This window comes from Paracidovorax sp., assembly GCF_057642795.1.
Genome location: NZ_JBXYZY010000001.1, coordinates 129409 through 146890, shown reverse-complemented (window position 1 = coordinate 146890; position 17482 = coordinate 129409). Strand labels below are relative to the sequence as shown.

Sequence of the window (17482 nt, the reverse complement as noted above, 5' to 3'; positions counted from 1 at the left end):
GACCCGTCTGGTACCCTCGCCCGCACTATGCCTGCCCCTTCCGCCGCCGCCGGGCTGGAGCCGCTGCCGAACACAACGGCCCTGCCACCCGGCCTTGCCGTCGTCGTACTGGCCCTGCTGCTGAGCATCCAGCCCGTCACCACCGATCTCTACCTGCCCGCCCTGCCCGCGCTCACCCGCGCGCTGGGCGCCAACGTCGCCTCCGCCCACCTGACCCTGAGCGCCCTGCTGCTGGCCTTCGGCCTGTCGCAACTCGTGTGGGGGCCGCTGTCCGACCGTTTCGGACGCCGGCCCATCCTGCTGACCGGGCTGGCCGCCTATACCGCGGCCTCAGTGTGCAGCGCGATGGCACCGTCCATGGAACAGCTGGTGCTCTGGCGCACGGCGCAGGGGGCCGCCATGGGCGCCGTGGTGATGTGCGCCCGCGCCATCGTGCGCGACCTGTATGCGCCCCTGGCCGGTGCGCGCGCCATGTCGAAGGCGCTGACCGGCCTGGGCCTGGTCGCCTGCGCCTGCGCGCCGCTGGGCGGACTGCTGGCCGAACGGCTGGGCTGGCGCGCCGCGTTGCTGGTGCTGACGGCCTATGCCGCCGGCACGCTCGCCCTGGTGGCGTGGCGCATGCCGGAAACGCTGGCGCAACGCAATCCGCGCGCCCTGCATCCGGCCACGCTGGCACGCACCTGGGGCCACGTGCTGGGCACGCCGACGTTCTGGGCGTTCTCGCTGCTGACCACCGCCAGCTACGCCGGACTCTTCACCTTCCTGGCGAGCTCGTCCTTCGCCTTCATCGACGTGCTGGGCCTGTCACGCACGGCTTACGGGCTGGTGCTGCTGTCCACCGCGCTGGCCTATCTGCTGGGCACGCTGCTGTGCCGCCGATTGCTGGCGCGCCTGGGCCTGGTGCGCACCGTGGTGCTGGCGGGCGGCCTCAGTGCCGCCGGCGGCTGCGGCCTGGCGCTGCTGCACGCGGTGGCCGGCTGGCAATCGCCCTGGGCACTGCTGCTGCCGTTCTACCTGTTCATGCTGGGCCATGGCATCCACCAGCCCTGCGGGCAAAGCGGTGCGGTCGGGCCCTTCCCGCAGTCTGCCGGCGTGGCCTCGGCGCTGAACGGTTTCATGATGATGCTGGCGGCTTTCGGCGTCGGCGCCTGGCTGGGCAGGCAGCCGGGGGGCACCGTGCTGCCGCTGGTGCAGGGCATCGCCTTCTGGTCGGCAGTGCTGGCCGCCATCGCGTGGGTGCTGGTGCCGCGCTTCGCAGGAGCACTGCATGCCCCGCGCTGACACCCTGCCCACCTACGTTGCCCTGGCGGGGCCTACCGCGTCGGGCAAGACGGCCGGCGCGCTGGCCATCGCCCAGGCGCTCGCGCCCACATTGCCGGTAGAAATCATCAGCGTCGATTCGGCCCTGGTCTATCGCGGCATGGACATCGGCACCGCCAAGCCCAGCGCCGCCGAGCAGGCCAGCGCGCCGCACCACCTGATCGACATCCGCGACCCGCTGCAGGCCTACAGCGCCGCCGAATTCGTGGCCGACGCGCAGCGCCTCATCGGCGAGATCCGCGCACGCGGCGCGCTGCCGCTGCTGGTGGGCGGCACCATGCTGTACTTCAAGGCGCTGATCGACGGCATCGACGACATGCCGCCCGCCGACCCCGCCGTGCGCGCCCGGCTCGAAGCGCAGGCCGCCGCCATCGGCTGGCCCGCCATGCATGCCGAACTGGCCCGCATCGACCCCGCCACCGCCACCCGGCTGGCGCCCGCCGACAGCCAGCGCATCCAGCGCGCGCTGGAGGTGTGGCATGTCTCCGGCCAGCCCCTGTCGCACTTCCACACTATCAAAAAGATAGCTGACAGCGCAGACAGGATGGGCGCAGGAGCGCTTTTTTCCCTAGAACCCACCGACCGCGCCTGGCTGCACCAGCGCATCGCCCAGCGCTTCGACGCCATGCTGCAGGACGGCTTCCTCGACGAAGTGCGCGCCCTGCGCGCCCGGGGCGACCTGCACATCGACCTGCCCTCCATGCGCTGCGTGGGCTACCGCCAGGCCTGGGAGGCGCTGGACATCGAAGCCGCCACCGGCCGCCTGCCCGCCGCCGACCTGCGCGAACGCGGCATCGCCGCCACCCGGCAGCTCGCCAAGCGGCAGATCACCTGGCTGCGCAGCATGCCCCAGCGCCAGGCCATCGCCTGCGATGCGCCGGGCGCCACCGCCACCCTCGTGGGCCGCGTGCAGGCGCTGCTGCACGCCGCCGCCGCATGACCACGCCCCCGGCCACCCCAGGCGCCCCCCCGGTGCTCACCGCCACCGGCCTGGGCAAACGCTATGGCGACGCGACCATCTTCAGCCACGTCGATCTGCAGGTGCAGCGCGGCGAATTCGTCGCCATCGTGGGCGATTCGGGCGTGGGCAAATCCACCCTGCTCAACTGCCTGGCCGGGCTGGACAGCTGGGACACGGGCCGCATCACCACCCTGCCCGGCACCACCGACCTGGGCACGCTGGACGACACCCAGCGCGCCCTCTGGCGCCGCCGCCACGTGGGCTTCGTCTTCCAGGCCTTCCACGTGCTGCCGCACCTGGACGTGGCCCAGAACGTGGCCCTGCCGCTCATGCTGCTGGGCGAAAACGACCCCGCACGGGTCGAGCACATGCTGGACGCCGTGGGCCTGCACGGCCTGGGCGCGCGCCTGCCGCAGCAGCTGAGCGGCGGGCAGCTGCAGCGCGTGGCCATCGCCCGCGCCCTGGTCCACCGCCCTGCCCTGCTGCTGGCCGACGAGCCCACCGGCAACCTCGACCCCGGCACCGCCGCCCGGGTGATGGACCTGCTCATCGCCCAGACCCGCGAACACGGCGCGGCGCTGGTGCTGGTCACGCATTCGGAAGCGGCGGCGGCGCGGGCGGACCGGGTGCTGCGGCTCAGCAGCGAAGGCATCACGGCCATCGGCTGAAAAGCGGCGCCCCGGCATGCACGGGGCTTTTCTATACTGGGCAGGCCTGCTTTCACCGAGCCTGGAGCCCCACGCCATGACCGCACCGCAAGACCCGGGCGAGTTGCTGCTGCATCTCTATCGCTTCGCCCACGAGCATTCCATCGACGCGTTTCAGGATGCCGCGCTCCAGCTGCTGCAGTCGGCCGTGCCCTTCGACGCTGCCATGTGGGGCACGGCGGGCACCCACCCGGCCGGCATCGACGTCCACACCCTGCACCTCTTCCGCAAGTCGCCGGAGATGATGGCCGAGTACGAGGCCGTCAAGCACCAGGACTCGGCCGCCGCCAGCCTGATGAACCGCAGGCGCGGCACGGTCAACTTCCACGCAGCGACCTGGCACCACCGGCGAGAAGAGCGCGAGATGCGCGACTTCCTTCAGCGCTGGGGGCAGACCAACAACTTCATCACCGCCGACAATGACTTGGAGCGGCGGTTCGTTCACTGGATCTCCCTGTTCCGCGCCGACCCCGACGCACAGGGCCAGGCGCACGAAGCGCAGTGCATCGACCAGCTCGCGCCGCACTTCATGCAGGCGCTGGCCATCAACCGCCGCATCCACCTGCAGCAGATCCACCCGGCCGCCCCGCCCACGTGCGGCACCGCCATTGCCGACCTGCGCGGCGTCATCTATCACGCCGATCCGGCCTTCAGGGACATGCTGCGCGCCGAATGGCCGGGCTGGGCCGGCCACGCGCTGCCTGCCGAGCCGCTGAACGATTTCCTCGGTGGCCAGCCCTGCCACCGGGGCCGCTCGCTGGTGCTGCGCCACCATGCCCAGCACCGGCTGCTGTTCCTCAAAGGGCGACGTCGCTGCCCGGCCGACGAGCTCACGCCCGGCGAACTCCGCGTGGCCCAGCTCACCGCCAAGGGCTACAGCCACAAGCAGGTGGCCGCGCTGCTGCAGCGCTCGCCGGCCACCGTGCGCAACCAGCTGCAGGCCGCCTATGAAAAGCTGGCCGTGTCCAACGTCGCGCAGCTGATCGAGGCCTTGCGTCAGGCAGACTGATGGGCCAGGGCGGGCGCCGATGCGATGGCGCCGTGCCCGCCCTCCAGCCCAACACTGACCGCATGCCCCTGCCCACCTCCGCCCTGCTCGCCTTCCTCCGCCTGCTGGCCGCCGTGTCGGGGCGCGAGTTGCGCCACCACCCCTGGCGCAGCGCCGCCGCCGTCGTGGCCGTCATGCTGGGCGTGGCGCTGGGCTTTGCGGTGCATGTGATCAATGCCTCGGCGCTGGACGAGTTCTCGCAGGCCGTGCGCTCGGTCAACGGCCAGCCCGATCTGGAACTGCGCCCAGCCCAGGGCGCGCTGCCCGAGGCGCTCTACGGCCAGGTCGCCGCGCTGCCGCAGGTGGCGCTGGCCAGCCCCTGGCTGGAGCTGTCGGCGCAGGCACAGACACAGACGCAGCCCCCGAACCAGAGCCCACCCGCACCCGGCGATGCCGCAGGCGCCACACCCGCCGCCCCGCCCATCGCCCTGCGCGTGGTCGGCGTCGATGCGCTGCTGCTGCCCACCATGGCCCCGGCCCTCATGCCCCAGGCCTTCGCGGGCAGCGACAGCGACAGTGGAAACGGCGACCGGCTGGCGCTGTTCTCGCCCGCCACCGTGTTCCTCAATGCCGCGGCGGCCGATGCGCTGCGGCTGGCGGGCGCGCAGCCGGGTGCGGAGGGCGCCACGCTCACCCTGCGCACCGGCCTGCAGAGCCGCACCGTGCGCGTGGCCGGCCGGGTGGCAGCGGGCGGGCCGCCGCTGGCGGTGATGGACATCGCCGCCGCGCAAGACCTCTTCGGGCGCGGCGGCCAGCTCAGCCGCATCGACCTGCAGCTGCGCCCCGGCGCCGACCGTGCCGCGGCCGAACGCGCCCTGCTGGCCCTGCCCGGCGCCGCGCGCGGCGTGCGCGTGGCCGAGCCCGGCGATGCCGCCCAGCGCGTGAGCAACCTCTCGCGCGCCTACCGCGTCAACCTGACGGTGCTGGCGCTGGTGGCGCTCTTCACGGGCGCGTTTCTGGTCTTTTCGGTGCTGGCGCTCAGCGTGGCGCAGCGGGCACCGCAGTTCGCGCTGCTGGCCGTGCTGGGCGCCACGCCGCGCCAGCGGCTGGCCCTGGTGCTGGGCGAATCGGCCCTGCTGGGCCTGCTGGGCAGTGCGGCCGGCATCGCCCTGGGCACCGGACTGGCGGCGCTGGCGCTGCGCGTGCTGGGCGGCGACCTGGGCGGCGGCTATTTCTCGGGCGTGCAGCCCGCGCTGCAGTGGAGCGCACCGGCCGCAGGCCTTTACGGCGCGCTGGGCGTGGCCGCCGCGCTGGCGGGCGGCTGGTGGCCGGCCCGCCAGGCCCAGCGCCTGCCGCCCGCGCAGACCCTCAAAGGCCTGGGCGCCGCAGGCGGCGGGGCCCACCGCAGCCTGCCGGGTCTGGCGCTGATGGGCGCCGGCGCGGCGCTGGCCTTCGCGCCGCCCGTCTTCGGCATGCCGCTGGCCGCCTATCTGGCCGTGGGCCTGCTGCTGGTGGGCGGCATCGCCCTGCTGCCCTGGGCCGTGCAAGGGCTGCTGCGCGCGCTGCAGCCGCTGGCGGCGCGGCGCCTCTTGCCCCTCCTGGCGCTGGAGCGCGCCCGCCGCATGCGCGGCACCGCCGCCGTGGCCGTGGGCGGCGTGGTCGCGTCGCTGAGCCTGGCCGTGGCGCTCACGGTGATGGTGTCGAGCTTCCGCGGCTCCGTCATCGCCTGGCTGGACGCCGTGCTGCCTGCGCCGCTCTATGTGCGCGTGACCGGCAGCAGCGGCGGCGGCAGCACCGGCGACGACGCCGCCACCCTGCCCGCCGGCCTGCCCCAGGCCGTGGCCCGGCTGCCCCAGATCGAGCGCGTGCAGGCCCTGCGCACCACCAGCCTGCTGCTGGACCCGGCCCGCCCCGCCGTGGCCCTCATCGCCCGGCCGCTGGTGGCGAACAGCAATGCTGGCGGCGCTGCCCAGACCCTGCCCCTGGTCGGCCCCGCCCTGCCCGTGCCCGCCGGCCGCGTGGGCGTGTATGTGAGCGAGGCCGTGGTGCAGCTCTACGGCGTGCGCGTGGGCGCCGACTGGCCCCTGCTTTCCACGTCATTCCAGCCGCTGGCCCAGGCTACACCAGCGCAGCCAGCTACGTTTTTCGTAGCAGGCGTGTGGCGCGACTATGTGCGCCAGTTCGGCGCCATCGCCATCGACAGCGCCGACTTCGTGCGCCTGACAGGCGACGCCCGCGTGAGCGACCTGGCCCTCTGGCCCCGCCCCGGCACGGACGAAGCCGCGCTGCGCCAGGAGATCACCGCGCTGGCAATCGCGCTGGCCGCGCAGCGCACGGCCGGCCCATCCGGCGCGGCGGAGGGCACTCCCGAGGCCCCAGGCCAGACCGCCGACGGTGCGGGCAAGGACGCGAGCAGCGCACTGGAATTCGCCGCCTCCGTCGCCATCCGCGAACGCTCGCTCGGCATCTTCGACCGCAGCTTCGCCGTCACCTACTGGCTGCAGGCCGTGGCCATCGCCATCGGCCTCTTCGGCGTGGCCGCCAGCTTCAGCGCCCAGGTGCTGGCGCGCCGCAAGGAATTCGGCCTGCTGGCCCACCTGGGCCTCACCCGCCGGCAGGTGCTGGCCGTGGTCGCCGGCGAAGGCGCCGCCTGGACGGCCATCGGCGCCCTGGCCGGCACCCTGCTGGGCCTGGCCGTCGCCGCCGTGCTGGTGCATGTGGTGAACCCGCAGAGCTTTCACTGGACGATGGAGATGCGGGTGCCGGTGGAGCGGCTGGTAGCGCTGGCGGGGGCGGTGGTGGCTGCGGGGACCGTCACTGCGTGGGTGGCGGGACGGGCTGCTGCGGGGAGGGATGCGGTGATGGCGGTCAAAGAGGATTGGTAGCACGCCCTTTCGGCCTAGCCCCCTGAACCATACTCATTCGATATTGCCCCTTATCTTCTTAACTCAAGTCAAGCCGTCGATATTCAAGCTTTAGCTTTGAGCAGAATTTCTATAAACTAGACAAATAACTACTGCAGGAGAAAATCTTGGCAAGCATCAATCAAAGCCCGACAGCATCCAAGGCGACCAACGCGGACCCCCGAAAGGAAATGTTAATGGCCATTGATTCCTTGGCAAAGCGTGGTGGCATCTCTAGAGACAAAGCAATAACCGCGTGGTACGCATCCACATTGCTGGGCATTGACGAGGACGAGGCAATTGATGCAGCATCTGTTGACGGATCCGAGGACAATGGCTGCGACTTTATTTACATCGATAACGACCAAGAAGTCGTATACATTCTCCAAGGCTATGTTTCCGACCGAGCCGACCGGAGCGCGGGGATCAAGAAGTGGAATGCCCTAGTGGCGGCGGTCACCAACATCAACGATCCCATCTCTTTCCAACATGGCGGGCGGCGAGACATATTTGAACTTCTAACAGAGGTAGATATCTCCCACTATTCTCGAGTTTTCGGCCTGGTAACTTTAGCAGCAAAATCCGATCAAATTGCCAGGCAGCGCGAGGCGACAGTACGTTCAAAAACCTATGGCACCGAGGCGACATTTTTTTACGAGCATCAAGAATCGATCTATGACAAGTTTGTGATAGCTCGCGCCGCAGACCGCAATGTAACAGAAGACGTAATTACATTTTCCGGGCCAGTTGCTGACGTTAAGGGCGACTTCGGGCAAGCCATAGTAGGCTCCGTAGCTGCATCCGAGCTAGCCAGATTGCACGAAAAATATAACAATCAGTTATTCGAAGGAAATGTCCGCCTCTTCATTGGAGAAAGAAAGGGTGGAATTAATGAGAAGATTGTCGAAACAGCGAATAACCGACCGGGTGATTTCTGGGCCCTAAATAACGGAATTACCATAGTCGCGGATAGCTTTGAAAACCTTCGTGACAACAAATACCTAATCCGGCGTTTTTCTGTTGTCAACGGATGCCAAACTACGGTCAGCTTAACGCGGGCAATTGAAAAATCTCCAGATGCGGGCAAAGCGCAAGTTCTCGCCAGAGTAGTCGGCGCCAAAAAAGCTCTACTGACCGACATCGTCCGCTATAACAACACGCAGAATCCGGTCAAATAAGCAGCAGTTCGCTTGCTAGATCCAATACAAGAGAGTTTACGAAGCGCATTTTCCACCATTGATTACATTTACGCCCCAAAACAAGAAGGGGCAAAAACCGCAAAAAGCACAAAACGCATAGAGCTGGACCGTATCACACAATATTTAGCAGCCATGTCGGAAGACACGGTTTTAGAGTCCGTAGCAAAGAAGGCCGAGCTTTTTGATCGATCATATAAGAATATATTCCCCCGCGGATTAAAACCTGAGCGTGTAATGCTTGCATGGATCCTAGCCCAAGAAATAGAAAATGAGCGAGCACAGCTACTTGACGCACAAGATGGCGATCCCGACCCAGTTATGAAAGCCATTCTTGGAATTCACGGAACACCCTGGGGCATATACGTTGCAAACACCCTGATAGAGCGGTCCGGGTCCGACATGAGCAAGCTAACCTTAAGACGGATGACTTCACCAGACTTCAATGCTGCGCTAAAAAAGTACGCTAAAAAGGCCATGGAGCTTTACTCTGAGATCGCCGTCAACATAGTTACCACAGACGAGGCTGACTCCTCAACGCGAAATGAGCTAAGAGCAAAGCCATTCTTAGAAAAGCTAAAGAGAAATTTAGCGCTCCGCATGGCGCGGATCGGGAGCTGGAAATTGCCGAAGCTAAATTCCGTTAGCTAAAAACGTACCTTTGGCATGCAGGCGATCCCTGACAAAGACCCGAGAATTTGAAAATTTTTCATGACTAATATTGATGAGTGGCTCCCCTCCGCCATCTCCCGCATCGAAGCCGACTACCACCGCAGCGCCGACACCCACCTGATCGCCCTGCAACTGCCCGGCCTGGCTGCCGCCGGCATCGACCTGTATCTGAAAGACGAATCCACCCACCCCACCGGCAGCCTCAAGCACCGGCTGGCGCGGTCGCTGTTTCTCTATGCGCTTTGCAACGGCTGGGTGCATGAGGGTTCGACCATCGTGGAATCGTCCAGCGGCTCCACGGCGGTGAGCGAGGCGTATTTCGCCCGCCTGCTGGGCTTGCCGTTCGTGGCGGTGATGCCGCGCAGCACCTCGGCCGAGAAGATCGCGCTGATCGAGTTCTACGGCGGGCGCTGCCATTTCGTGGAAAGCGCGGGCGAGGTGTATGACGCGGCGCGCTCCATCGCGGCGGAGACGGGCGGGCATTACATGGACCAGTTCACGTACGCCGAGCGCGCCACCGACTGGCGGGGCAACAACAACATCGCCGAGAGCATGTTCACGCAGATGGCGCGCGAGCGGCACCCTGTCCCGCGCTGGATCGTGGTGGGCGCGGGCACGGGCGGCACCAGCGCGACCATCGGGCGCTATGTGCGTTACCAGCGGCACGCCACGCAGGTGTGCGTGGCCGATCCGGCGGGTTCGGTGTTCAGCCTCTACCACCGCACGGGCGTGGCGACGCTGACGGCGCCGGGCTCGCGCATCGAGGGCATTGGCCGGCCGCGCGTGGAGCCGAGCTTCATCCGCACGCTGGTGGACCGCATGGAAGAGGTGGCCGACGATGAATCCATCGCCGCCATGCAGGCGCTGTCACAGTTGCTGGGGCGGCGCGTGGGGCCTTCGACGGGCACCAACTTCGTGGCCATGCTGCGGCTGGCGGCAGAGATGCGCGCGGCGGGCGAACAGGGCGCGATCCTCTCGCTGCTGTGCGATGCGGGCGAGCGCTACCTGCCCACCTACTACGACGCGGACTGGGTGCAGACGCGCATGGGCGACTGCGGCCCGGCACGGGCGCGCATCGACGCGCTGCTGCAGTCCTGCCGGGCCTGACGGCCGGGCACGCCAATAAGGCCGCGATGCGCCACGACACCCCGCCCCCGCCCTCTGGCGGCGACGCGCCGCCCCTTGCCAGCCGCCGCCAGTGGCTGCTGCAGGGCGCGGGCGCCACGCTGGGATCGGCCCTGCTGCTGGCGCTGTGGCCGGCCGGCGCGGCTCAGGCGCTGGCGCCGCGCGCGCTGCGCTTTCCGCGCGACCACGGCAGCCACCCCGATCTGCGCACCGAGTGGTGGTACATCACCGGCCACGCGCTGGCGGGCGGGCGGGCCTTCGGCTTCCAGGTGACGTTCTTCCGCTCGCGGGTGGAGGCCACGCAGCGGCTGCAGTCGGCCTTCGCGGCGCGGCAGCTGGTCTTCGCCCATGCGGCGCTGACCGATCTGCAGGGCCGCAGGCTGCACCACGACCAGCGCATCGCCCGTGCGGGCTTCGGCATCGCCGAGGCGGCCGAGGCCGACACCGACGTGCGCCTGCGCGACTGGCAGCTGTTGCGCGAGGACGGCCCCACGCCCGGCAGCAGCCGCTACACGGCCCGCGTGCAGGCCGCCCGCTTCGCGCTGGACCTGCGTTTCGACACCACGCAGCCCGTGCTGCTGCAGGGCAGCGCGGGCCTCTCGCGCAAGGGGCCCGATGCGGCGCAGGCGAGCTACTACTACAGCCAGCCGCAGCTGGCGGTGAGCGGGCACATCACGCTGGAGGGCCAGCGCCTGCCCGTCGCCACCGACGGCCCGCCGCAGAGCCGCCGCGCCTGGCTGGACCATGAGTGGAGCGAGGCGCTGATGCACCCCGAGGCCGTGGGCTGGGACTGGATCGGCATGAACCTGGACAGCGGCGCGGCGCTCACGGCCTTCCGGCTGCGGCGCGCCGATGGCAGCGCGCTGTGGGCGGGTGGCTCCTGGCGTGCAGGGGCGGATGCGGCGCCGCGCATCTTCGGCGCCGATGAGGTGCGCTTCACCCCGCAGCGGGTCTGGCAGAGCGGCGCCACCGGGGCGCGCTACCCGGTCGAATGGCAAGTGGAAACGCCCGCCGGCCGCTTCACGGTGCGGGCGCTGCTGGACGACCAGGAGCTGGACAGCAGCAGTTCCACGGGCGCCGTCTATTGGGAAGGCCTGAGCGAGCTGCGCGATGCGGCCGGCAACGCGGTGGGCCGGGGCTATCTGGAGATGACGGGCTACGCGCAGCGGCTGCGGCTGGGGTGATGGAGGGCGGCCATGGCCGGCCCTGCCCTCTCGCTCCATCGGCGACGCGATCCGCCGCCCAGCCGACCGCTATTCTTTTGATAGCTTAATGCGCTTACTGGGCAAGGGCTGCGGGGTGATTTGACCTGAAAGTGCCGCAGGCCAGCCCCTCCCGCGGCTTCAATGCGGCCCGGCCGCACCCTCGCGGCCCGCCCGGCGCCGCTCCAGCCAGGCCAGGATCTCGCCCATGATGCCGCGCCGGAAGGCCAGCACGCAGACCACGAAGATCAGGCCGGTGACGATGGTGACCGACTCGCCCAGGGTGTTGAACCAGTCCACGCCGGTGATGGAAGCCAGCAGGCCGCCCAGCTCGCCGATCTTGTTTTCCAGCAGCACGACCACGGCCGAGCCCACCAGCGGGCCGCTGAGCGTGCCCAGGCCCCCCACCAGCGTCATCAGCACGACGTGGCCCGACGATGACCAGTGCACGTCGGACAGCGTGGCGAAGCCCAGCACCAGCGTCTTGAGCGCGCCGGCCAGCCCGGCGATGGCGGCCGAGATGACGAAGGCCAGCAGCTTGAAGCGGTTGGTGTCGTAGCCCAGCGAGATGGCGCGCGGCTCGTTTTCCTTGATGCCCTTGAGCACCTGGCCGAAGGGCGAATGGATGGTGCGCACGATGACCAGGAAGGCCGCCACGACCACCACCAGCGCCACGTAGTACATGGCCAGGTCGCTGGAGAGGTCGATCACGCCGAAGAGCTTGCCGCGCGGCACGCCCTGCAGGCCGTCTTCGCCGCCCGTGAACGGTGCCTGCAGGCAGGCGAAGAACAGCATCTGCGCCAGGGCCAGCGTGATCATGGTGGAGTAGATGCCCTGGCGGCGGATGGCGAAGAAGCCCATGACCAGCCCCAGCAGCGCGCCGGCCAGCGTGCCGGCCAGCAGGCCCAGCTCAGGCGTAGCGCCCCAGGCCTTGACCACATGGCCGGTGACGTAGGCTGCGCCGCCCAGGAAGGCCGCGTGCCCGAACGAGAGCATGCCCGTGTAGCCCAGCAGCAGGTTGAAGGCCGAGGCGAAGAGCGCGAAGCACATCAGCTTCATCACGAAGACCGGATAGGCGCCCAGGAACGGCGCGGCGACGAGCCCTGCAAGCAGCAGGCCGTAGCCGATGGCGGTGAGGTTCTTTTGGTTCATGCGGTGGCCTCGGGTGTCTTCGTCGTCTGCCCTGCTTTGTTCTTGTTGTCGTCGTTCATTTCTCTTTGCCGAAGAGGCCCGCGGGTCGGATGAGCAGCACGATGACCATGATGACGAAGACCACGGTGGAAGAAGCCTCGGGGTAGAACACCTTGGTGAAGCCCTCGATCACGCCCAGGCCCAGGCCGGTGAGGATGGAGCCCATGATGGAGCCCATGCCGCCGATCACCACCACCGCGAACACCACGATGATGAGGTTCTGCCCCATGAGCGGCGTGACCTGGTAGACCGGCGCGGCCAGCACGCCCGCGAAGGCGGCGAGCGCCGCGCCGAAGGCGTAGGTGAGCGTGATCATCACCGGCACGTTGATGCCGAAGGCTTCGACCAGGCGCGGGTTCTCGGTGCCGGCGCGCAGGTAGGCGCCGAGCTTGGTCTTCTCGATGACGAACCAGGTGCCCAGGCACACGACGACCGAGGCCACCACCACCCAGGCGCGGTAGTTGGGCAGGATCATGAAGCCGAGGTTGGTGGCGCCTTCCAGCAGCTCGGGCGTGTCGTAGCCCAGCCCGGAGACGCCGTAGATGGAGCGGAACACCCCCTCGATCAGCAGCGTGAGCCCGAGCGTGAGCAGCAGGCCGTAGAGGTGGTCGAGCTTGTAGATCCAGCGCAGCAGCAGCCGCTCGATCACCACCCCCACCAGCCCCACCACCAGGGGCGCCACCACCAGCATCACCCAGTAGTTCAGGCCCAGGTAGGTCAGCCCCATCCAGGTGAGCAGCGCGCCCAGCATGAACAGCGCGCCGTGCGCGAAGTTGATCACGTTGAGCAGGCCGAAGATCACCGCCAGCCCCAGGCTGAGGATGGCGTAGAACGAGCCGTTGACCAGCCCCAGCAGGAGCTGGCTCAGCAGGGCCGGCAGTGAGACACCGAAGAGTTCCATGGATGGGGGCGCGAAGGGTGGATGAGGGGTGGTGTTGGTGGCGTGGGACGTTCGACCGGGTCAGCGGCTGCGGTGCCGGGGCGCGTGCATCACTGCCACAGCGCGCACTTGCTCTCGGCCTTGGTCGCGAACACCTGATCGCCGGGCAGTTTCTTCACGAGCTTGTAGTAGTCCCAGGTGCCCTTGGATTCGGCGGGCGACTTGACCTGCATGAGGTACATGTCGTGCACGTAGCGGCCGTCGGCGCGCAGCGTGCCGGAGCCGAAGAAGTCGTTCATCTTCATGCCGCGCCAGGTTTCCATGACCTTGTCGGCATCGAGCGTCTTGGCGGCTTCGACGGCCTTGAGGTAGTTCATGGTGGCGGAATAGTCGGCCGCCTGGATCTCGGTGGGGCGGCGCTTGGTCTTTTCCATGAACCGGTCGGCGAACTTGCGCGTCTCGTCGTTCAGGTCCCAGTACCAGCTGGTGGTGAACTGCAGGCCCTCGGTGGTCTTCAGGCCCAGGCTGTGGATGTCGCTGAAGAAGATCAGCAGGCCGGCGAGCTTCATCGTCTTGCCGATGCCGAATTCCTTGGCCGCCTTGATGGAGTTGATGGTGTCGCCGCCGGCGTTCGCCAGGCCCAGCACCTGGGCCTTGGAGTTCTGCGCCTGCAAGAGGAAGGAGGAGAAGTCCGACGCGTTGAGCGGATGGCGCACCGAGCCCAGCACCGTGCCGCCCTTTTCCTTGACGACCCGGGAGGTGTCGGACTCCAGCGCGTGGCCGAAGGCGTAGTCGGCCGTGAGGAAGAACCAGCTCTTGCCGCCCGCATCCACCACCGCCGCGCCCGTGCCCTTGGCCAGCGCCATGGTGTCGTAGGCGTAATGCACGGTGTAGGGGCTGCACTGCTCGTTGGTCAGGGCCGAGGTGGCGGCGCCGTTGTTGATGAAGACGCGCTTCTTCTCCTGCGCCACCTTGGCCATGGCGAGCGCGGTGCCCGAGTTGGTGCCGCCGAAGACCATGCTCAGGCCCTGCGTGTCGATCCACTCGCGCGCCTTGCTGGCGGCGATGTCGGCCTTGTTCTGGTGGTCGGCCGTCATCAGTTCGATGGGCATGCCCAGCACCTTGCCACCGAAGTCGTCGATGGCCATCTGGATGGCGACCGCGCCGTTCTTGCCTTCCACGTCGGCGTAGAGGCTGGACATGTCGGTGATGAAGCCGATCTTGACCTTGTCCGGCGCCTGCGCCTGCGCGCCGGCGGATGCGGCCAGGCCCAGGGCCAGCGCCAGGGCGAGCCGGGCGCGGGGGAAGGCCGCCGCGGGGCGGGTGGTGTCGATCGTGTCGTGCTTCATGTCCGTCGTCTCCTGTAGGTTGGTTTTTCGCATCTGCGGGGGCCGGCCGGGTCTTGCGCGCCCGGCTCTCCCCCGCCCCTGCGTCGATCGGTCAGCGATGGGGTGGCATCACTTCCAGAGCGGGCACTTGCTGTCGGCCTTGGTCGTCCAGACCTGGTCGGCGGGCAGCTTGGCCATGACCTTGTAGTAGTCCCACGGCGCCTTGGATTCGGCCTGCGACTTCACCTGCATCAGATACATGTCGTGGGCGAAACGGCCGTCGGGGCGGATCACGCCCTTGGCGTAGAAGTCGTCGATGGGTGTGGACTTGAGCTTTTCCATCACCTTGTCGGCATCGGTGCTGTTGGCCGCCTGCACGGCTTTCAGGTAGTTCATGGTGGCCGAGTAGTCGGCGGCCTGGATGTCGGTGGGCATGCGCTTGGTCTTGGCGAAGAACTTGCGGCCGAAGTCGCGCGTCTTGTCGTCCAGGTTCCAGTCCCAGCTGGTGGTCAGCAGCAGGCCTTCGGTGTTCTTCAGGCCCAGGCTGTGGATGTCGGTAAGGAACACCAGCAGGCCGGCGATCTTCATGCTCTTGTTGATGCCGAATTCCTTGGCGGCCTTGATCGCGTTGATGGTGTCGCCACCCGCATTCGCCAGGCCCAGGATCTGCGCCTTGGAGTTCTGCGCCTGCAGCAGGAACGAGGAAAAGTCGGATGCGTTGATCGGGTGCTTTACGTTGCCCAGCACGCGGCCGCCCTTTTCCTTGACCACCTTGGCCGTGTCGGCTTCCAGCGCCGCGCCGAAGGCGTAGTCGGCCGTGAGGAAGAACCAGTCCTTGCCGCCCTGCTGCACCACCGCGCCACCCGTGCCCTTGGCCAGCGCCACGGTGTCGTAGGCGTAGTGCACGGTGTAGGGGGTGCATTGCTCGTTGGTCAGCGCCGAGGTGCCCGCGCCGTTGACCATGAAGACGCGCTTCTTCTCCTGCGCCACCTTGGCCATGGCCAGGGCTGTGCCCGAATTGGTGCCGCCGAAGAGCATGGTCAGGCTCTGCGTGTCGATCCATTCGCGCGCCTTGCTGGCGGCGATGTCGGCCTTGTTCTGGTGGTCGGCCGTCAGCAGCTCGATGGGCATGCCCAGCACCTTGCCGCCGAAGTCGTCGATCGCCATCTGGATGGCGGTCGCGCCGTTCTTGCCCTCCACGTCCGCGTAGAGGCTGGACATGTCGGTGATGAAGCCGATCTTGACCTTGTTGTCCTGCGCGTGCGCCGGCGCGGTGGCCGCTGCGGCCAGGCCCAGGGCGCCCAGCACCGTCGCCAGCCGGGTGAGTCGGTTCTTTTGCATGGGGTCGTCTCCTTGATGTGATGGAAATGCGTTGTGTCCGGGGGCGGAGCGATGGACGGCTGTGACCTCAGACGCCGAGCAGCTCGCCCAGCACCGGCATGCGCTCCTGCAGCTCGGCGGCGCCGAACTGCAGCGCGATGCGCCCGTGCTCCATGACGTAGAAGCGGTCGGCCAGGGGCGCGGCGAAGCGGAAGTTCTGCTCCACCATCACCACCGTGTAGCCCTTCTGGCGCAGCATGACGATCATGCGGGCCAGGGCCTGCACGATCACGGGCGCGAGGCCTTCGGAGATTTCGTCGAGCAGCAGCAGCTTGGCGCCCGTGCGCAGGATGCGCGCCACGGCCAGCATCTGCTGCTCGCCGCCCGACAGCCGCGTGCCCTGGCTGTGGCGGCGCTCGGCCAGGTTGGGGAACATGGCGTAGATCTCGTCGATGGGCATGCCGGGCGTGCCGGTCTTGAGCACCGGGGGCAGCAGCAGGTTCTCTTCGCACGAGAGGCTGGAGAAGATGCCCCGCTCTTCCGGGCAATAGCCCACGCCCAGGTGGGCGATGCGGTGCGTGGCCATGGCGATGGTCTCGGTGCCGTTGATCTTCACCGAGCCCTTGCGCGCGCCCGTCAGGCCCATCACGGCGCGCATGGTGGAGGTGCGGCCCGCGCCATTGCGGCCCAGCAGAGTGACCACCTCGCCCGGCTGCACGACCATGTCCACGCCATGCAGCACATGCGATTCGCCGTACCAGGCCTGCAGACCGCTGATTTCGAGTGCGGGAACGCCAGCCATCAATGCGCTCCCTGCAGTTGGCCGTCGGTGGTGCCCATGTAGGCCTCCATCACCTGCGGGTTGTTCGAGACCTCCTCGTAGGGGCCTTCGGCCAAGACGGCGCCGCGCTGCAGCACGGTGATGCGGTCGGCAATGGTGGAGATCACCTTCATGTTGTGCTCCACCATGAGGATGGTGCGGCCGGCCGAGACCTTCTTGATGAGCTGGGTGACGCGGTCCACGTCTTCATGGCCCATGCCCTGGGTGGGTTCGTCCAGCAGCATCAGTTCGGGCTCCATGGCCAGCGTGGTGGCGATCTCCAGCGCGCGCTTGCGGCCGTAGGGCAGGTTCACGGTCATCTCGTGGGCCAGGTCTTCCAGGCCGACTTCGGCCAGCAGCTCCATCGCGCGGCCGTCGAGCTGGCGCAGGCTGGCCGCGCTGCGCCAGAAGTGGAACGAGGTGCCCAGCCGGCGCTGCAGGCCCAGGCGCACGTTCTCCAGCAGCGTGAGGTGCGGGAACACGGCCGAAATCTGGAACGAGCGGATGACCCCGCGCCGCGCGATCTGCGCCGGCGCCTCCCGGGTGATGTCGTGCCCGTTGAACCGGATGGTGCCCGAGCTGGGCTCCAGGAACTTGGTCAGCAGGTTGAAGCAGGTGGTCTTGCCGGCACCATTGGGGCCGATGAGCGCGTGGATGGACCCGCGCCGCACGGCGAGGTTGACATCGCTGACCGCAGTGAAGCCCTTGAACTGCTTGGTCAGGCTGTGGGTTTCGAGGATGACGTCGCTCATTGCGCTGATGACCGCTCCGTGGTGGGCTGCAAGCCGTGCAGCCCAGGGCGGGCAGGAGGCACTGCAGGAATGTTGCAGCGCATCCTAAGTCGCGCCCGCAGGCCGGGCACCTGGGGC

The 17482-nt window shown here is 68.0% G+C and carries 15 protein-coding genes; 9 read left to right on the top strand and 6 right to left on the bottom strand.

The window, feature by feature from the left end:
- Positions 1 to 27 precede the first annotated feature (27 nt).
- The 9 genes from AC3A84_RS00665 to AC3A84_RS00625 all read left to right on the top strand — a co-directional run bounded on the left by AC3A84_RS00665 (position 28) and on the right by AC3A84_RS00625 (position 11056).
- Positions 28 to 1281, top strand: a complete 1254-nt coding sequence (locus AC3A84_RS00665; protein WP_487967838.1) for a multidrug effflux MFS transporter — start codon at positions 28 to 30, stop codon at positions 1279 to 1281.
- Complete coding sequence (gene miaA, locus AC3A84_RS00660) at positions 1268 to 2260, top strand: tRNA (adenosine(37)-N6)-dimethylallyltransferase MiaA (protein WP_487967837.1); 993 nt, start codon at positions 1268 to 1270, stop codon at positions 2258 to 2260. Before AC3A84_RS00665 ends, miaA begins: the two co-directional genes overlap by 14 nt.
- Entirely contained in the window at positions 2257 to 2949 is a 693-nt protein-coding gene (locus AC3A84_RS00655) for an ABC transporter ATP-binding protein (protein WP_487967836.1), read from the top strand. The genes miaA and AC3A84_RS00655 overlap by 4 nt, the downstream gene beginning before the upstream one ends.
- A gap of 76 nt (positions 2950 to 3025) precedes the next feature.
- Complete coding sequence (locus tag AC3A84_RS00650) at positions 3026 to 3997, top strand: helix-turn-helix transcriptional regulator (RefSeq protein WP_487967835.1); 972 nt, start codon at positions 3026 to 3028, stop codon at positions 3995 to 3997.
- Between the two features lie 62 nt (positions 3998 to 4059).
- Positions 4060 to 6861 carry an ABC transporter permease gene (locus tag AC3A84_RS00645; protein ID WP_487967834.1) on the top strand — a complete coding sequence of 934 codons (2802 nt, stop codon included), beginning with the start codon at positions 4060 to 4062 and terminating at the stop codon, positions 6859 to 6861.
- Between the two features lie 146 nt (positions 6862 to 7007).
- The gene (locus AC3A84_RS00640) at positions 7008 to 8057 is read left to right on the top strand and encodes an AIPR family protein (protein ID WP_487967833.1); all 1050 of its coding nucleotides are present in this window, start codon (positions 7008 to 7010) and stop codon (positions 8055 to 8057) included.
- Positions 8058 to 8069: 12 nt separating this feature from the next.
- On the top strand, positions 8070 to 8726 hold the full coding sequence (locus AC3A84_RS00635) for a hypothetical protein (protein ID WP_487967832.1): 657 nt from the start codon (positions 8070 to 8072) through the stop codon (positions 8724 to 8726).
- A 60-nt stretch (positions 8727 to 8786) separates the two neighbouring features.
- A complete protein-coding gene (locus AC3A84_RS00630; RefSeq protein ID WP_487967831.1) occupies positions 8787 to 9854 on the top strand; it encodes a PLP-dependent cysteine synthase family protein in 1068 nt (355 codons plus the stop codon).
- 26 nt (positions 9855 to 9880) lie between these two features.
- The gene (locus tag AC3A84_RS00625; protein WP_487967830.1) at positions 9881 to 11056 is read left to right on the top strand and encodes a lipocalin-like domain-containing protein; all 1176 of its coding nucleotides are present in this window, start codon (positions 9881 to 9883) and stop codon (positions 11054 to 11056) included.
- A 159-nt stretch (positions 11057 to 11215) separates the two neighbouring features.
- On the opposite strand, the gene AC3A84_RS00620 is transcribed toward AC3A84_RS00625, so the two are convergent.
- The 6 genes from AC3A84_RS00620 to AC3A84_RS00595 all read right to left on the bottom strand — a co-directional run bounded on the left by AC3A84_RS00620 (position 11216) and on the right by AC3A84_RS00595 (position 17365).
- Entirely contained in the window at positions 11216 to 12226 is a 1011-nt protein-coding gene (locus tag AC3A84_RS00620; protein ID WP_487967829.1) for a branched-chain amino acid ABC transporter permease, read from the bottom strand.
- A 55-nt stretch (positions 12227 to 12281) separates the two neighbouring features.
- Positions 12282 to 13166, bottom strand: a complete 885-nt coding sequence (locus AC3A84_RS00615) for a branched-chain amino acid ABC transporter permease (RefSeq protein WP_487967828.1) — start codon at positions 13164 to 13166, stop codon at positions 12282 to 12284.
- Between the two features lie 89 nt (positions 13167 to 13255).
- Positions 13256 to 14494, bottom strand: a complete 1239-nt coding sequence (locus AC3A84_RS00610; RefSeq protein ID WP_487967827.1) for an ABC transporter substrate-binding protein — start codon at positions 14492 to 14494, stop codon at positions 13256 to 13258.
- A gap of 108 nt (positions 14495 to 14602) precedes the next feature.
- On the bottom strand, positions 14603 to 15814 hold the full coding sequence (locus tag AC3A84_RS00605; RefSeq protein WP_487967826.1) for an ABC transporter substrate-binding protein: 1212 nt from the start codon (positions 15812 to 15814) through the stop codon (positions 14603 to 14605).
- Positions 15815 to 15881: 67 nt separating this feature from the next.
- Positions 15882 to 16595, bottom strand: a complete 714-nt coding sequence (locus AC3A84_RS00600; RefSeq protein WP_487967825.1) for an ABC transporter ATP-binding protein — start codon at positions 16593 to 16595, stop codon at positions 15882 to 15884.
- On the bottom strand, positions 16595 to 17365 hold the full coding sequence (locus tag AC3A84_RS00595) for an ABC transporter ATP-binding protein (RefSeq protein ID WP_092937204.1): 771 nt from the start codon (positions 17363 to 17365) through the stop codon (positions 16595 to 16597). The genes AC3A84_RS00600 and AC3A84_RS00595 overlap by 1 nt, the downstream gene beginning before the upstream one ends.
- Positions 17366 to 17482 lie beyond the last annotated feature (117 nt).

Excerpts from the sequence above, each read along its gene's own strand:
- AC3A84_RS00665 (WP_487967838.1), top strand. The coding sequence starts at position 28 with ATGCCTGCCCCTTCCGCCGCCGCCGGGCTGGAGCCGCTGCCGAACACA.
- miaA (WP_487967837.1), top strand. The coding sequence starts at position 1,268 with ATGCCCCGCGCTGACACCCTGCCCACCTACGTTGCCCTGGCGGGGCCT.
- AC3A84_RS00655 (WP_487967836.1), top strand. The coding sequence starts at position 2,257 with ATGACCACGCCCCCGGCCACCCCAGGCGCCCCCCCGGTGCTCACCGCC.
- AC3A84_RS00650 (WP_487967835.1), top strand. The coding sequence starts at position 3,026 with ATGACCGCACCGCAAGACCCGGGCGAGTTGCTGCTGCATCTCTATCGC.
- AC3A84_RS00645 (WP_487967834.1), top strand. The coding sequence starts at position 4,060 with ATGCCCCTGCCCACCTCCGCCCTGCTCGCCTTCCTCCGCCTGCTGGCC.
- AC3A84_RS00630 (WP_487967831.1), top strand. The coding sequence starts at position 8,787 with ATGACTAATATTGATGAGTGGCTCCCCTCCGCCATCTCCCGCATCGAA.
- AC3A84_RS00625 (WP_487967830.1), top strand. The coding sequence starts at position 9,881 with ATGCGCCACGACACCCCGCCCCCGCCCTCTGGCGGCGACGCGCCGCCC.
- AC3A84_RS00620 (WP_487967829.1), bottom strand. The coding sequence starts at position 12,226 with ATGAACCAAAAGAACCTCACCGCCATCGGCTACGGCCTGCTGCTTGCA.
- AC3A84_RS00615 (WP_487967828.1), bottom strand. The coding sequence starts at position 13,166 with ATGGAACTCTTCGGTGTCTCACTGCCGGCCCTGCTGAGCCAGCTCCTG.
- AC3A84_RS00610 (WP_487967827.1), bottom strand. The coding sequence starts at position 14,494 with ATGAAGCACGACACGATCGACACCACCCGCCCCGCGGCGGCCTTCCCC.
- AC3A84_RS00605 (WP_487967826.1), bottom strand. The coding sequence starts at position 15,814 with ATGCAAAAGAACCGACTCACCCGGCTGGCGACGGTGCTGGGCGCCCTG.
- AC3A84_RS00600 (WP_487967825.1), bottom strand. The coding sequence starts at position 16,595 with ATGGCTGGCGTTCCCGCACTCGAAATCAGCGGTCTGCAGGCCTGGTAC.
- AC3A84_RS00595 (WP_092937204.1), bottom strand. The coding sequence starts at position 17,365 with ATGAGCGACGTCATCCTCGAAACCCACAGCCTGACCAAGCAGTTCAAG.